12 protein-coding genes are annotated in these 17,435 nt (G+C 40.3%); 5 read left to right on the forward strand and 7 right to left on the reverse strand.

Annotated elements, in window-relative coordinates; genetic code table 11:
- The first annotated feature begins 286 nt into the window (after positions 1-286).
- From FCI53_RS19000 to FCI53_RS19020, 5 genes are all read left to right on the forward strand, one after another.
- Positions 287-2,026, forward strand: coding sequence for a sensor histidine kinase (locus FCI53_RS19000; RefSeq protein ID WP_138420580.1), 1,740 nt, complete (start codon positions 287-289; stop codon positions 2,024-2,026).
- The gene (locus FCI53_RS19005; RefSeq protein WP_138420581.1) at positions 2,023-2,766 is read left to right on the forward strand and encodes a LytR/AlgR family response regulator transcription factor; all 744 of its coding nucleotides are present in this window, start codon (positions 2,023-2,025) and stop codon (positions 2,764-2,766) included. The genes FCI53_RS19000 and FCI53_RS19005 overlap by 4 nt, the downstream gene beginning before the upstream one ends.
- Positions 2,767-3,442: 676 nt before the next feature.
- Positions 3,443-4,243 carry a DUF3800 domain-containing protein gene (locus FCI53_RS19010; protein ID WP_138420582.1) on the forward strand — a complete coding sequence of 267 codons (801 nt, stop codon included), beginning with the start codon at positions 3,443-3,445 and terminating at the stop codon, positions 4,241-4,243.
- A 306-nt stretch (positions 4,244-4,549) separates the two neighbouring features.
- Complete coding sequence (locus FCI53_RS19015) at positions 4,550-6,001, forward strand: carbon starvation CstA family protein (RefSeq protein WP_138420583.1); 1,452 nt, start codon at positions 4,550-4,552, stop codon at positions 5,999-6,001.
- 290 nt (positions 6,002-6,291) lie between these two features.
- Positions 6,292-7,248: a DMT family transporter gene (locus FCI53_RS19020; protein WP_138420584.1), complete on the forward strand. Its 957-nt coding sequence runs from the start codon at positions 6,292-6,294 to the stop codon at positions 7,246-7,248.
- 201 nt (positions 7,249-7,449) lie between these two features.
- Here FCI53_RS19020 and ald read toward each other — a convergent pair whose 3' ends face one another.
- From ald to FCI53_RS19055, 7 genes are all read right to left on the reverse strand, one after another.
- Positions 7,450-8,580, reverse strand: coding sequence for an alanine dehydrogenase (gene ald / locus FCI53_RS19025; protein WP_138420585.1), 1,131 nt, complete (start codon positions 8,578-8,580; stop codon positions 7,450-7,452).
- 721 nt (positions 8,581-9,301) lie between these two features.
- Positions 9,302-10,648, reverse strand: a complete 1,347-nt coding sequence (locus tag FCI53_RS19030) for an aspartate aminotransferase family protein (protein ID WP_138420586.1) — start codon at positions 10,646-10,648, stop codon at positions 9,302-9,304.
- A gap of 14 nt (positions 10,649-10,662) precedes the next feature.
- On the reverse strand, positions 10,663-12,126 hold the full coding sequence (locus FCI53_RS19035) for a CoA-acylating methylmalonate-semialdehyde dehydrogenase (RefSeq protein ID WP_138420587.1): 1,464 nt from the start codon (positions 12,124-12,126) through the stop codon (positions 10,663-10,665).
- Positions 12,127-12,813: 687 nt separating this feature from the next.
- On the reverse strand, positions 12,814-14,274 hold the full coding sequence (locus tag FCI53_RS19040; RefSeq protein WP_138420588.1) for a sodium:solute symporter family protein: 1,461 nt from the start codon (positions 14,272-14,274) through the stop codon (positions 12,814-12,816).
- Positions 14,275-14,499 (reverse strand): DUF3311 domain-containing protein, encoded by a 225-nt coding sequence (locus FCI53_RS19045; RefSeq protein ID WP_138420589.1) that lies wholly within the window; start codon positions 14,497-14,499, stop codon positions 14,275-14,277.
- A 2-nt stretch (positions 14,500-14,501) separates the two neighbouring features.
- Positions 14,502-16,115, reverse strand: a complete 1,614-nt coding sequence (locus tag FCI53_RS19050; protein ID WP_138420590.1) for an amidohydrolase — start codon at positions 16,113-16,115, stop codon at positions 14,502-14,504.
- Between the two features lie 16 nt (positions 16,116-16,131).
- Positions 16,132-17,367, reverse strand: coding sequence for a M20 family metallo-hydrolase (locus FCI53_RS19055; protein ID WP_138420591.1), 1,236 nt, complete (start codon positions 17,365-17,367; stop codon positions 16,132-16,134).
- Positions 17,368-17,435 lie beyond the last annotated feature (68 nt).

Genomic DNA, 17,435 nt, shown 5'->3' on the forward strand with positions numbered 1-17,435 from the left:
GCCATTTATTACTTAAATATGAAACAACCAACTCTCCAAAATTCAATGCTCACGAACAGCGGAGGAAATACACGGAGACTCCTATGGGAGGAATGGCCTAGGTGAGACCCCGCAGTGAGGGACGAACGAGGAGGCTCATCAGCCACCCATGGAAAGCGTAGTGTTTTCCGCAGCGGCCTATTATCACTCGTCATATATATAGGAAATTGAAATTTACTGCGCAGTATATAGCAACTACGCATCAAAAAACAATAATACAAAAGCAAAATATAGAGGAGCTAATTAGATGCTTGTTCTACTATTAACCATGTTAGAGCGTTTGGGCATTATCGTGACGATTGCATTTGTCCTTACACGCTTTCGATTTCTACAAGATTTGATTTACCAAGACCGACTACGCAAAAGCCAGCAACTTTCTGCGATTTTGTTTTTTGGACTATTTGGGATCATTGGCACATATTTAGGTGTGACACTAGATACCACGAGCATTTCCTTTGATCGGGTCGTCACAAGCCTTACATCCGATGAAGCAATTGCCAATTCTAGAGTGATTGGCATTGTGATTGCTGGTCTTTTAGGTGGGTATAAAATGGGGATTGGGGCTGGTTTGATTGCTGGTATTCATCGTTTTTCACTTGGTGGATTCACAGGCTTAGCATGCGGGTTAGCAACGATTGTTACCGGGCTTGTGTCTGGATTTTTTTATCGAAAAAAGAAAACGATTAATTTAAAGGTTGCGTTTATGGTTGGCGCCCTTGCAGAAGGATTACAAATGCTCTTAATTATCGCCATTGCTAGACCACTAGAAAAAGCATGGACATTAGTCGAAATCATCGGGCTACCCATGATTATTGCCAATGGAGTTGGATCGGCATTGTTTCTTCTCATCATTAAAAATGTCGTCAATGAACGAGAAAAGACCGGTGCCCTACAAGCACAAAAAACTTTACGAATTGCTGATCAAACGATTACCTATTTGCGAAAAGGTTTGCATAACCATTCTGCACTCGCTGTTTGTAAAATCCTTTACCAAGAAATACAACCTAGTGCAGTTGCGATGACAAATAAGACACACATTTTAGCACATGTCGGACTAGCAGATGACCATCACCGCGCAAATAACCACCTACAAACCGATATTACCCGTGAGGTCATCCAACATGGCAAACTTGTCGTTGCCAATAATGAAACAATTCACTGTACCAACACTTCTTGCCCATTGGGGGCTGCTGTCATTGCACCACTAAAACAAAGAGGACAAACAATTGGTACGATTAAGTTTTACTTTCGTAGTGAAAGAGAAATCACCAGTGTTGTTCGGGAGACTATTTCTGGATTAGGTATATTATTAAGTAATCAGTTGGAAGTAGCTGAAGCAGATCGTGCTTATCATCTAGCAAAAGAAGCGGAGATCAAAGCACTGCAAGCACAAATCAGTCCGCACTTTCTATTTAATTCATTAAACACAGTCGTCTCTTTAATTCGATTAGATCCAACCAAGGCGAGGAAACTGTTAATCTCTTTGTCTCACTTTTTACGACAAAATTTAACTGGAACAACAGCAGATAAAATCTCTTTAGAGCAAGAGGTCAAACATGTCCAAGCATACCTCACCATTGAACAAGCACGCTTTGTTGATAAGTTGTCAGTTACCTATGATATCGATGAGGCGTTGTTACAAACAAAAGTACCACCACTCACCTTACAACCATTGGTAGAAAATGCACTCAAGCATGGGCTGAAACATAAACAGGAAGACTGCACCATCCACCTTTCCATTAAGCAGTATGAATCAGAGGTGGAGGTAATAATAGAAGATAATGGGAGTGGAATTGATCCAGCCCATCTCGAAGCACTTGGAATACAAAAAGTCCTATCAACAACAGGGACTGGACTTGGACTCTACAATGTGAACCGTCGCTTAACCTTACTGTTCGGTAGTGATGCAGCACTTCAGATTGATAGTGTGCTAGATCAAGGAACAACGATTTCGTTACGAATTCCAAAGACGGAGGGATACGCATGAGCCACGTAATAAAAGCAGTAGTCGTTGATGATGAACGGTATGCACGTGATGAATTAAAACATCTGCTAGCTGATTTTTCGTCGGTCCAAGTAGTGGCTGAGGCTGACACTGGTGAGGCAGCCATTATGAAAACATTGCAGCACCAACCAGATGTTGTGTTTTTAGATGTGGAAATGCCCATAATGAACGGAATGGAAGCCGCAAAGTCATTATATGAATTGAAAAAGCCACCACTGATCGTGTTTGCGACGGCATATCCTCAATTTGCTGCCGAAGCATTTCGTTATCAAGCAATTGATTATTTATTAAAACCATATGATGAGGAACAATTACAGCAAACCATTCAGCGTTTAAAAGAGAAACTTGTACCAAATACAGCAATACAGGAGACAAAAGAGGTAACGATGCATCAAGCAAAACTAGCTGTCGAAGACGATGGAGAAATTATTTATCTATCACCTAGTGACATGTTTTATATTTATCGTGAAGAAAAAGTCTCAAAAATTGTCACGAAAACTGGAACGTATACCGTCAAAACACCATTAAAAGCATTAGAAGAACGGCTGTTGCCTTTTTCTTTTTTCAGAATCCATAAAGGATATCTCATCAACCTAGACTATGTTACCAAGTTAAGCCCCTGGTTCAATGGTGCTTATCAACTCGAATTAAAAGGTTGTGACGAGAAACTATCCGTTAGTAGAAACTATGTTAAAACCCTTCGTAATAAATTGGAACTATAAAGAACAGAGGGGAGTTGTGGGGAAAACTTTTGTAGAAAGTATGGGCTATTATAGTAGTGGGCTTCCATTATAACTTTACGTTTGTTTCGAAGCATTTCAAAAGGATTATAATAATACAATTTCACTCCACCTTTCGAAATATAGAAAAGCCACCCAAAAATGGAGTGGCTTTCTTGACAATAAGCATATCCTGCTATCTGTGGCTCTTATAAATTAAAACTTCACTCAGTGGGGGGGATTTATGCTCTTCCCCCACTGAGTGTTAGTATCAAAGGGAGACCCGAAGGCCCTTAAACCAATCGGGGTGAAAGCGAAAGTTCACTCCCACTTAAACATTTCCATTTCCTATCATGTTTTGAAGAGGGGTGCTTACGGACGGTTACACTGAGATAAAATATCACTTCCTTAAATGGAAGTGATTCATCCTTTACTGAAAGTTATTTCTAAACGATAAAAGAAACACTATTTTATTCTGTCGATAAATGTTATTATATAAATAAAAAAACTACTGGAGTTGGCAGTTCAGTTGATTAGGTTCGACTGATTTCACGCATCACCTGGATGAGTTACTCTCAAGTCTAATATGAAGTTCGCACTACCAGAGTGAGAACTTAGTATTATATGTGAATATTACCTAATAATTCTTTCTTTGTCACCCCCCTGAGGAGTGGCGTAAATGTTATTGCAAAAGGAAAATATAAAAGTATTTTTTGATGAAAGCGGGAAACGAAAGAATAAACCAAATCTTATGGGAGCCATTTCGGTACCTTCCTCCATTTATTCCTTGCCAGAAATAGAGTTATTATCCCAAAAGCTTAGAGATGGTCAAATGAAGCTTCATTGGCATGATGTTACTGGTAAATCTGAATATCGTGATAACATTATGAGGTCTTTGAAGGCTATTATAAAGTATCAACATTTAATTAAATTCAACGTTATCCATTATAACTTTACAGCGTTAGCGAATAGAAGAGACTTTGGGGAAGACCTTATCGAAAAAATGATTTATACAAAATTTCCAGAAAGAATTATTTATGGTTTACTAAGAGGCTACGGTCGAAGCATTGATGTAATTACGGATATATATATTGAGGAATCTACAGAGTATGCCTCTTTCGAATTAAATAAGTTAATCAAAGAACAACTTAACATCCAATCCTTATATCGTGGAGAAAATTATTATGTTTCTTCTAGTCAACTAGTACCTAAAGGAGAAGAAATCGGTGTAGAAGTTACAGATCTCCTTTTAGGTGTCATGAGAAATATACTTGAAAATAAACCAAATGAAACATCAAAAGGATATGCTATTAGAAATGAAGTGATTATTGAATTATTGCAAGATGAAAATTTTTATAATTTTATCAGTAGTATTAAATATTTCGAGTGGACAAATACAAAAGAACTTACAGAAATTGATTTTAACGATTATTTGCAATTGTTTATTTCTAAACATTTGAAGCGAAATCCCTCCAAATGAGCACATTTGGAACAATCTCCAGGATAGATGTGCACGTTTTCTTAATACAACTATTTCAAATGAATGCTATTTTCCCCCTTCACAGTTTCTATCTATATGTTAACATTCAGATTAAAGAGGAACCGAACAAGCTCCAGTGATGACAGGTACACTATGAAATGAACATCTTCATTAATGCAAGTCAGTCTTCAAACTTAGCATCTTAACCTCCATTTTAGGCATGTTAATCCAAATTTCACATAATAGACACATTTACACTTATAATCTATGTATACGCTTACAACATTTCTTATAGGGGGTTAAGATATGTATACGTTTTTAGCTGGGATTGTCTTATTAATCGTTGGATACTTTACGTACGGTAAATTTGTGGAGAAAGTATTTGGGGTCAACGAAACTCGTGCAACACCTGCATATACGAGCCAAGATAATGTCGACTACTTACCAATGAATACAAAGCGAAACTCATTAATTCAATTGTTGAACATCGCTGGGGTTGGACCAATCTTCGGACCAATAATGGGAGCGCTTTACGGACCTGTCGCCTTTTTATGGATCGTATTTGGTTGTATTTTTGCTGGTGCGGTGCATGATTATTTAACAGGAATGATTTCGATCCGTAATCGCGGAGCCCACCTACCAGAACTTGCTGGCAAGTTTTTAGGAAAAGTAATGAAACACGTTGTGAACGGTTTCTCGGTGTTACTACTTTTACTTGTGGGAACTGTTTTTGTTACCGCTCCAGCTGAACTACTATTTAACTTAACAAGCAGCTGGACAACAATGGGACTAATCATTGGAGCTATTTTTGTTTATTATACATTAGCAACTCTACTTCCGATTGATAAAATTATCGGACGCTTCTATCCAATCTTTGGAGCTTTATTATTAATTAGTGCGATCGGTGTCGGAATTAAACTTGTTATTTCTGGAGCACCAATTCCAGAAGTTACACTAGCAAACTTCCACCCAGAGAGCGCACCAATCTTTCCATTATTATTCTTAACGATTTCTTGTGGTGCATTATCCGGGTTCCATGCGACCCAAACACCGATTATTTCGCGTACCACCCAAGGGGAAAATCAAGGACGGAAAATTTTCTATGGCATGATGATTGCAGAAGGTGTGATCGCTATGATTTGGGCGGCCGCTGCCATGAGTTTATTCAATGGTCCAACAGGTTTAAATGAAATTCTTGCTGCCGGCGGACCTGCGGCTGTGGTCAGTGAAGCCTCTACCCTTATGTTAGGAGCAGTTGGGGGAACACTTGCTATTTTAGGTGTTATTGTTCTACCAATTACTTCTGGTGATACGGCATTTCGTAGTGCACGTATGATCATCGCTGATTACTTTAACTTTTCACAGAAAAAAACATACAATCGTTTATTAGTCGCCTTGCCGTTATTCGTACTGTCGATTGGGTTAACACAAATTGATTTCAACTTATTATGGCGCTACTTCTCATGGGCAAACCAATCAACAGCCGTTATCGCACTATTTGTCGGTGCCATGTACTTGTTCGTTGCCAAAAAGAACTACTGGATTTCGCTTATTCCAGGGATCTTCATGCTAATGGCAACGACAACCTACATTTTAAATGCACCAATTGGCTTTGGTCTTGAGATGAACATCTCTTACATTGGTGCAGCTATTGTGACAATCATTCTTGTCGCAGTTTTCTTTAACGCAGCCAAAAAATCTCGCTATAACCAGATTCCACTTGAAGAAGATATCTCTGACTGGAATAACGTAGCGTAACGATAGATCTGAACGTAATAGTGTTTAAGTTCATAGATTGATGATTAGGACTCAAAAAATGCTCAGAAACTTCTGAGCATTTTTCTTTATGCATCCTGTAGTACCAAAACATTCCTTATCCATTTAAGAAAACTTTTACCAATTAAGAAATCACCGCTGATAATGGTTGAGTATATATAAGATTATGTTATAATTTCTGTACTTCAACCTATACCATATAATTTTTACTGGCTTAGCACGAAGCTATAATACGGAAACCTTTAAAAATAGAGAGAAAAGAAGGTGAAAGTATGAAGAATTATATTTCCTACATCATTACGATTTTAGGGGCAAGCTTTTGGGGATTAACGGGATTATTTGTAGAATCTTTGAATGCTCATGGTTTTACAGCATGGGAGATTGTGAGTTTGCGACTAACCAGTTCAACGATTATTCTGATCGTTTTCATGAGCTTGTTCTCGCGGAAACATCTCCGAATAAAACTGAAACACCTCCCCTATTTTGTCGGCCTAGGGGTTGGAAGTATTGTCATCTTTAATTGGCTATACTTCACCGTGATGGAACAAACCTCGTTATCCATTGCCGTCGTCTTACTGTACACATCTCCTGTTTTTGTTGCGATTCTATCAAAAGTAGTTTTTAAAGAACGGATCACGAAAAAAAAGCTCATTTCACTTCTATTCACACTCGTCGGATGTTCACTCGTTATTAAGTTAATACCACTAGGCAATGTCTCCGTTCCGTTTATCAGTATTTTATTAGGATTACTATCCGCCTTTTTCTGTGCACTTTATAGTATTATCGGTAAGTTTGTTAGTTGGCATTATAACTTTTTAACGATTACTACCTATGCTTTGCTAACAGGCAGTTTATTCATTTTCCCTACAAGTGGATTATGGAATAAATTAGATGCTTTCCAATCGGTAGATGTTTGGATTAATATATTCGGCATTTCTGTGATATCGACGATACTCGCCTATACCTTGTATACATTTGGGTTAGCCTACATTGAATCTAGTAAAGCTGCCATCTTGGGGGCAATGGAACCAATTGTCGCCGTTTTAGTTGGTGTATTCGTGTTTGGAGATTCGTTGACCACCTTACAGGTTATGGGAATTATTCTCGTCATCACTTCCGCCTTTCTAACCGTCTTACACAAACAAAGAAAGATTCAGATTAAAGGTGGAAGGTTTAAATGGAGAAAATTGCTATCGAATGTCATTAAAAAAGATACCTCGGGATATTGATGAGCTATTACTGCTAATAGATCAGACTATAAAGTGAAGCTTCACTTAGTGGGGGGGGATTTGCTCTCCCCCACTTACTGTTAGTACCACAAGAAAAGACCCAAATAGAAATAGCATACCAATTCAATAGCTGGTATGCTATTTCCCTTATTTATTAGATTGTTCCTCCATAACACTCACATCTACTGAAGTTTATTCTAGTTATTTTCTTATTGATACTTTTGGAGTACTCTCAATAGATTGATAGCTATATCCATGTGCTTTGGCCACCGCTTGATGTGTTACTTTTCCAGCTATCGTGTTAACACCTTTAGCGATGGCGGCACTGTTTTCAATCGCTTTTTGATAGCCTTGGTTTGCTAGTTTCAATGCATAAGGCGTTGTCACATTGGTTAGACCAATTGTCGATGTTTTTGGTACAGCACCAGGCATATTAGCAACAGCATAATGAACAACACCGTATTTTTCATAGGTTGGATCATCATGTGTGGTAATATGATCGGTCGTTTCAAAAATACCACCTTGATCAATAGCAACATCTACAATAACCGATCCAGTTGGCATGTCTTGCACCATTTCTGTCGTAACCAGTTTCGGCGCTTTAGCCCCTGGTAATAAGACAGCACCAATCACAAGATCCGACTCTTTTAGTGCATTGGCAATGTTCAATGGATTCGACATCAATGTATTAATTGAACGACCAAACAAGTCATCTAATTCTCTTAAACGGTTAGGATTCACATCGATTATGGTCACATCAGCACCGAAACCTGTTGCAATTTTTGCTGCGTTAGTACCAACAATACCCCCGCCAATAACGGTAACCTTTCCGCGTGATACACCAGGAATCCCACCAAGTAACACGCCTTTGCCACCTTTTGTCTTTTCTAAAAATTGCGCACCAATTTGAGCAGCCATGCGACCTGCTACTTCACTCATTGGTGTTAATAATGGTAAAGAGCCATCTTGTGATTGAATGGTTTCATAAGCAATTGCAACCACTTTATTTTCAACCAGAGCTTCCGTCAATTCTGGTTCAGCCGCTAAATGTAAATACGTAAACAAAATCAAGCCTTCATAAAAATAACGGTACTCTTCTGGCAATGGTTCTTTTACTTTCATAACCATTTCATTGCTCCACGCTTCAGCAGCAGTTTCGACAATGCTAGCCCCTGCTTGCTTATATTCCTCGTCGGCAAAACCAGAATTCATACCTGCTTTTGACTGTACATAAACTTGGTGACCCGCTGTCACTAATTCATTTACACCAGCTGGAGACATGGCCACACGATTTTCATTATTTTTAATCTCCTTAGGTACCCCAATCCTCATCGTTTTCCCCTCCTTGTTCATACTTTGATTAATTTATTTTTGCTATATTATTAGTAGCGTAGTAGCTATATAATGCGCAATAACTATCGTAATGTTATGCTTTCTTCTATTCTGATTGAAATAAGTGCTATACCATCGCTACGGCAGAATACTACGCTTTCCATGTGCACGGCCTCAGCTAACTTGGTAAAGAAAACCACTTTACCAAGTGGATCTTCGCCTCGTGCTGTTCCCATAGGACAAGGAAGGCTTCGGTAGCGATACATCGCACGAAGAAAATCGGTTTGTATTTTCGAGGAGTCTACGTATTCTGCCTTCGCTGGTATAAGTTTTCTAATTTATAATAGTGTACATCGTTGAAGGCAATATTGTATACAACGTTATGCTAAAAGCGAATCATTAGCATTAAAGCAATTAAGCCATTTTCTATAAAAATTCATTGTTCACGAACAGCGAAGGAAATACACGGAGACTCCCGAGGCCCGGCAAGGGTTATGCAGGCGTTGTCCGACAAGGACGGTTTTAGCCTGTGATCCTTAATTTATCATCGGTGAGACCCCGCAGTGAGGTACGAACGAGGAGGCTCACCAGCCCCCCACAGGAAAGCGGAGTGTATTTCCGCAGCGATATATTAGCACTCATTTTATAAAGGACAGTGGTGGTTGTTGCGTGTAATATAGCTTATATGTCATAAATAACAGCCTCTTATAAAGCATTTCCATTAAAGTTGTGCTATTGCTTCTTTCACTGTTTTCACTATAAATGCAAAGTCGTCATCTGTGATTGCTAATGGTGGTGATAGGGTAAGGATGTTATTGAAGCCGGCGACCGTATCTCCGTTCTTACCGATAATCAATCCTTTTTGTTTACAAGCACCGATCACTTTACCCATCATTTCGGCTGAAGCTGGTTGTTTCGTTTGTTTATCCTCCACTAACTCAATTCCCATTAGCAAGCCTCTAATGCGAATGTCTCCTACATTTGGATGCGACTCTAACTCTTGCATTTCTTCTGCTAACTTCGCACCTAATGTTGCAGAGCGTTCGATTAATCCTTCTGTTTCCAATATCTCAATATTTTTTAAAGCAACCGCACAAGCAGCCGGACTTCCACCAAACGTATTGACATGGCGAAAATGCGAATACTCTTCTGTCTGTTTGAATGCCTCAAATAAATCGGCACGAACGGCAGTAACTGACAGTGGTAGATAGGCACTTGTGATCCCTTTTGCCATCGTAATAATATCTGGATTAATTCCTTCATGCATAAACCCGAAAGTTTCTCCAGTTCGCCCAAAGCCAGATATCACTTCATCAATAATTAAAAGCACACCATGACGATCACAAACCTCACGAACTCTTTGTAAGTAATTTTTCGGTGGAATAATCACACCACCACCGGTAATAATCGGCTCCATGATCACACCAGCGACGGTTTCATCCAATTCCCATGTAATCACTCGTTCAATTTCATCGGCATAAGCCTTCCCAATTTCTTCATCCGTTCCTGCATATGGACTACGATAGCCATCTGGTGGAGAAACATGGATAAAACCAGGACTTAACGGTTCATAACTGAATTTTCGTTGTGCTTGCCCTGTTGCCGCAAGTGCCCCCATCGTATTCCCGTGATAAGCACGATATCTTGAAATAAACTTATACTTCGATCCATTCCCTGTCTGCTGATGATACTGGCGCGCTATTTTAAAGGCTGTTTCATTCGCCTCTGACCCACTATTGGAAAAGAAAAACACATAATCATCATCCAATAGCTGGTTCAGTTTTTCCCCAAGCTGAATCGCTGGGACATGGCTATTGGATAACGGAAAATAGGCCAACTCTTTTAATTGTTGATACGCTGCCTCTGCAAGTTCTTCCCGGCCATATCCGACATTGACACACCATAGTCCGGACATTCCGTCTAGATACTGATTGCCATCAATATCTGTCACCCATGCACCTTTTGCTTTTTCGGCAATCAGTGGTGGTGCATCAGGATTATATTTGCGCATGGCGTGCCAAATATATTGATCATCTTTTTGATAAAGTTCATGAGTCGTTTTTTCCATTCCTTACCCCTCCTTTAATAACGGGAAGTAATCATTTTTTTACGTGTATAGAACTCAACACCATCTGTACCATTCACGTGCAAATCACCATAGAAAGAATTTTTATTACCGGAGAATGGGAAAAATGCCATCGGAGCAGGCACCCCTAAATTGACACCTAACATACCTGCATCGATTGTTTCTCTAAACTCACGAATCGCTCCTGCTTCGTTTGTAAATAAACATGCACCATTGGCAAAATCAGATTGGTTGGAAATATCAATCGCATCTTCCAATGTATCTGCACGTACGACGGACAAAACCGGTGCAAAAATTTCATCTTGCCAAATTTTCATATCTGGATGGACATGATCAAACAGTGTCGGTCCTACGAAGTAACCAGACTCTTCGTTAATTTCATCTTTGCGACCATCACGTACCAATTCCGCACCTTCTGTCACACCAGTTTCAATATAAGACAGTGTACGTTGTTTATGCTGTTCTCGTATGACTGGTCCTAAGAAATTCCCTTCAACTAATCCATCTCCAATTTTAATGTCATCGGCTGCTTGATGAAGCCGTTCAACAAGTTCATCCGCAATGTTGCCAACAGCCACCACAACAGAACATGCCATACAACGTTCACCAGCGGAACCATAGGCGGCACCAATAATTTGTTCCACCGATTTATCAAGATCGGCATCAGGCATGACGATCGAATGATTTTTCGCGCCTGCAAGTGCCTGTACGCGTTTTCCATGTTTTGATGCTGTTTCATATACGTATTCTGCTACAGGCTGTGAACCAACAAACGATATCGCTTTTACATCTTTGTGTTCTAATAAGCCATTTACCACATCATGTGCCCCGTGTACGACGTTTAAGACACCATCAGGCAGGCCTGCTTCTTGAATTAATTCTGCAAGTTTATTTGCTAACAGCGGTGTACGCTCAGATGGTTTTAATACAAATGTATTCCCACATGCGATGGCTAGTGGAAACATCCAGCAAGGTACCATCATTGGGAAGTTAAACGGTGTAATGCCGCCAACAACCCCAACAGGATAGCGGAACATTTCGGAATCAATATCGGTGGCGATCGTTGACAACGATTCCCCTTTCATCAAACTAGGTGCACCTGTCGCAAATTCAACACACTCGATTCCACGTAATACTTCGCCATATGCTTCTTTGTAGTTTTTTCCATTTTCTTGCGTAACAATTTTTGCTAATGTATCATGATTTTTTACTAATAGTTCGTGATATTTAAATAAAATTCTCGCACGTTTTGGTACCGGCGTTTTTCGCCACGTTTTAAATGCTTGTTTTGCTGCCTGCACCGCATCATCTACATCTTGTTTTGTTGAAATCGGTACATTGGCAAGCGTCTCGCCTGAAGCAGGATTTTTCACCTGTTCCACATTTTCTTTATCCGATTTAATCCATTTACCATTTATGAAATTATTTACTTTTTTTGTTTGTGTTAATGACTGTTCCATACTTGGTCCCCCCTCAAGATTTGTTACCTCTACTATAAGAAATTGCGCGCGTCATTACATTAGACAAAAAGTAAAATAAAAAATGAATTTTGCTAACAGAAAGACTAGCGGTTTTTACAGAATGAATTGATGATGTTTTTTTGAAGGTGGGGTGGTATTGATATGAGTGTGTGGACGAAAGCTGTTGTGAGTTGTCCTGTCTCAGTTAATTCTACTAATTTGGATTGTGAATCTGTTTTGAAGCGTGCTTACTCGATCGATTCAAAATAATGTTATGCCCGAATCTACCGTGACAACCTCTCTCTCGGTCGATTCAGACTAATTTCTTGCGCGAATCTACCGTGACAACAACTCTCTCGGTCGATTCAGATTAATTTTATGCCCGAATCTGCCGTGACAACCTCTCTCTCGGTCGATTCAGATTAATTTCCTGCCCGAATCTACCGTGACTAACCCTCTCTCTCGGTCGATTCAGACTAATTTCCTGCGCGAATCTGCCGTGACAACACCTCTCTCGGCCGATTCAGATTAATTTCCTGCGCGAATCTGCCGTGACAACACCTCTCTCGGTCGATTCAGACTAATTTCATACGCGAATCTGCCGTGACATGGAATATCAAAGCAAACTAAAAACGACTTCCCGCAACACGGGAAGTCGTTTAGATAAATCATCTACTCACAACACCATTAACTCGCTTTCGTATAACCCTCCACTACTTCTTCTTGTTTCGGTTTCTGAATCAAGCTTACAACAACTACGATCAGAATGTTCACCATCAGTCCCATAATCCCGGCATGGATATCAAATGGTGTAGCTGGTGCTGCAAGTTGGTAATAGTAGTTGATTACTGTACCAGCAACCAAACCAATCGTTACACCGACACCGGAAATTCGTTTTGAATAAAGGGCCCCATACACACCAGGAGCAAACTGTACGATTGATCCATAGGCACCAAGAAGTAGTGCGATCAATCCTTGACCACCGAAAATCGTAACAAAATAGGCTAAACCACCAATGGTAATTACGGCAACCTTCATGATGATTAACACTGTTTTTTCGGAAAGGTCTTCCTTAATATTTTGCACCACACCGGAAGTGAATTCTAGTGAAGCACTATGGGTGATCGCATCTGCTGAGGACATTGCCGCAGCTAGAGCACCTGCACCAACTAACCCATATAACCAACCAGGAAGTTCTAATACGGTTGTAATTAAATATGGTAAAATTTCATCCGCTTCAACAGTACCTTGCTCGACCACACCAACTGCAGCAAAGCCTGCTAATAATAATGGAATTAAAAATAATGCGAACACTGGATAAGCAAGTACCGTCTTCTTAATTGTCTTCGGTCTAGATGCGTAAGACTTACTGAATAAGTGCGGCCACATTAAGAATCCCATCAGTGACACGAGAATCGTGGTGGTAAAACCAACTGAAGACATCGTCGAACCTTCTTTACCAATCTGTAAAAAGCCAGGATCCATCTCATGGATGTTCATGAACATGCTACTAGGACTGCCATGCAGTTGAAAAACAACCGCAAGCCCGATCGTCCAAGAAATCACAATCATCAAAATCCCCTGAAACACATCCGACCATGCTGCAGCACGTAACCCGCCTGTCGCGACATAAATCACAACAATACCATAGGCGAGTAGCGCACCAAGCCAAAAAGGAATGCGGCCATCGGTCATAATATTGAAGATGTAAGCCATCCCTTTCATTTGTGTCGCTAAATATTGAATAAAACCAAGTAGCGCAATAATCCCTACTAAAACACCAAGTGTCTTTAACTTATAACGCGTTTGTAAAAAACCAACTAACGTATAAAGGCCATATTTTCGACCAATCCGTCCAATTTTCGGACCAATTAAATACCAAGGTAAAATCGCAAAAGCAATATAAATGATAATATAATAGGCTGGCGCCCCTCTTGTAAAAGCCCAACCAGGTGCTCCTAAGAAAGAGAAGGCGCTAAGGACAGCACCACCCATGAGGAACAACATGACAAACATGCCCAATTTACCGCCGGCAACAACAAATTCATTTAGTGATCCGCCTCTACCTCGTCCTGCAAACATACCAATAGCTAGCGCAATCACTAAATAAACCATCATCATAATGAGTGCAATGAACCAATCCTGCATTTATTCAGCCCCCTCATCGTTATCTTTTTCTGGGTCAACGAAATATAGACAGATTACTGTTATAAAGGCAATAATGACCCACATAAGCACCCAAAAAAAGCTAAATGGTAGTCCTAAAACAAGTGGTGTCGTATGGTTCGCTAGTTCAAAAACCGGAAATACAACAGGTAAAAAAGTGACAAGCAAAACACTACAATAAATCCATTCAAACTTTTGTTTACTCACCCTTACACCTCCACTTTTTTATTTTGATATACAATCTCTCCATTAATGAGAGTGATATCCACTTGCATTTCCTTAATGTCTTCAGTTGGAACAGATAAAATATCCCCATTTAATACGACGAGATCAGCTAGTTTGCCAACTTCCAAACTACCTTTATGCTCTTCTTCAAATGATGCGTATGCCCCGTTTAATGTATAAAGACGAATGGCTTCCTCAACGGAAATTTTTTGCTCTGGGCCGACAACAGCACCTTGTTTCGTTTGTCTAGTAATGGCTGCCCAAATTCCTACTAATGGATTAAAACTAGTAATTGGACTATCAGAACCAACAGCCGTCATAATCCCAGCATCTAGAAACGAGCGAATTGGGAACATGTGACGGACCCGATCCCCATAGTCTTGCAAATAACCATCGCCAAATTCATAGATAAAGGCAGGATTCGGAACAGGTAGAATCGTAGAATCGCTGATGCGCTCGACTAAATCTGGTGGCGTGATACCCGCGTGCTCAATCCGGTGACGATGATCGTTCCTTGGCGCTTTTTCAAGTGCTGTTTCGATTGTTTCAATTAACATTTCCACTGCTTGATCACCAATGGCATGGGCAGTGATTTGCCAGCCATAATCATGTGCTTTGCCTAAGATATGGTTCAGTTCATCTTGAGAGAGGTACAAAATACCGGAGTCATCAGGATTGCTTGTGTAAGGTTCTCTTGTTTTTGCGGTTGGACCACTACTGCTCCCGTCAATGAATACTTTGGCAGGACCAATACGGTACCGGTCATCACCGGTGCCTGTCACCATACCCGCTTCCAATGCCTTATCTAATACACCTGGAGAATCGTTCAAAGAACCGATTAAGGTGTGGACGCGTAGTTTTATTTTTCCTTGCTGGACTGCTTTTGCTAAATGTCTGAAATGATGGTTCGTATAGCCACCAGCATCATGGACACTTGTGATCCCTTTTTCAATATAATCTTCCGAAGCGTATTGTAAGCCTTCCATTATTTGGTCTTCAGGATAGAGAGCTTCCAAAAACATTTGCATGTGTGCCGCTTCAAATAACAGACCGTTTGGCACGCCATCTTCTCGACCTATTTTGCCACCATCGGGATCCGGGGTGTTTTCATCTATGCCAGCAAGTTCAAGCGCCTTGCTATTGACAACTGAAATATGGTTACAAGTTCGCGTAATAATAATCGGATGGTCGGTTGAAATGTGATCGAGATCCCAACGAGTTGGATGTCGATTTTCTTTTAGGGCATTCTGATTATAGCCCCAACCACGAATCCAGTCCCCTTGCTTTGTGGAAGCTGCTACTTGTTTCATCGTTGCTTGAATATCCTTGATACTTGCAAGTTCCTTACAATTCACCCCTAATTTATTCGTTCCATAAAGTTCAAGGTGGGCGTGCGCATCAATGAAACCCGGCAACAAACTACGGCCATCTAAATCGATGACTTTCGTATGCTCTCCCTTAAAGTTGGCCAATATATCTCGTGATGCACCAGTGCCACATATGAGATGATCTTTGACTGCAATTGCTTGGTGAATGCTAAATTGTTGATCGACGGTAATAACATTGCCATTGAAAAAAATAAGATCTGCAACTTCCATGATTGGAGTCCTCCCTTTAATCATTGGTTACTATTTGATAAACGGTCTGGTACAACAACTCAACTCCTTTACTAATATCGTGTTCATTTGCATATTCATCAGGATGATGGCTTAATCCATCTTTACAACGAACAAAAATCATGCCATAGTCACAAACATTGGATAACACTAATGCATCATGAAATGGTCCACTCATAAGCGTCGGTGCTTGCAAGCCTAATTTTTCACTTTCTTGTTTCATAACATCTTTAATCCAATCTGCACAATACTTCGGATTACTACGCATGTCTTCCTGCACTTGATAGGTTAAATTGTGTCGCTCGGCCACTTCATCTAGCAACTGTTTGAATTGTTGCTCATAGTCCTCACGCCTAGAAACATCGATATCACGTAGATCAATCGTAAATGCGACTTTTTCTGGAATGACGTTTCTAGAATTAGGGAAAACTTGGATGTTGCCAATTGTTCCAACAGTATCTGCGTTCGGATCTTGACTTACGATTGAGCGAAACCCACTGATCACTTCTGATGCACCAACAAGAGCATCCTGTCTTTGATCCATTGGCACTGACCCCGCATGGCCGGCATGTCCTTCCATCGTCACCGTCAACCATACTGGTCCAGAAATTCCTGATACAATCCCAACTGGAACATCTTGTTTTTCCAACACTGGTCCTTGTTCAATATGCACCTCGATAAATGCCTCAATACTTCCCTCAGGGTATACATCTTTATCTAGTTGATCAGGGTTGCAGCCCATATCAAGTAAGGCCTGTCTTCTTGTAATCCGTTGCTCATCTGTTCTTTCTAGCTCTCCATCCACTAACTGGCCTGTTATTCCTCTAGATCCAAACGTTCCTTTGTTAAACCTGGTTCCTTCTTCATCAGCAAAACAGATTACCTCGATAGGATGTTGGATTTGTACTTGCTGTTCTTTTAAGGTTTGGACAACTTCAAGTGCCCCCAGAGAACCAACTGTCCCGTCAAACCTCCCGCCATATGGTTGTGAATCAATATGTGACCCTATCATGAACACTGGTTTGTCAGGATTGTTCCCCTCTAATCGTCCAATTAAATTTCCAAAGTTATCGATTCTCGTTTGCAACCCTGCTGCTTCCATCCACTCCTTGACTTGATAGATTGCTTTCACATCTAATTCAGAATGCGCTAACCGGTATACACCTGTTTCGCCAACCTTGCCAATCTTGGACAGCTCCTGTATATGGTTATGTAGTCGGTTATGATTAATCATCGCTCCACCTCCATAATATTGATCGCATTTGTGTTGCTTATTGTTAACTATTCACAATGTTAGTTTAT

The organism is Aquibacillus sediminis (assembly GCF_005870085.1).
GTDB classification, from domain to species: Bacteria; Bacillota; Bacilli; order Bacillales; family Amphibacillaceae; genus Aquibacillus_E; species Aquibacillus_E sediminis.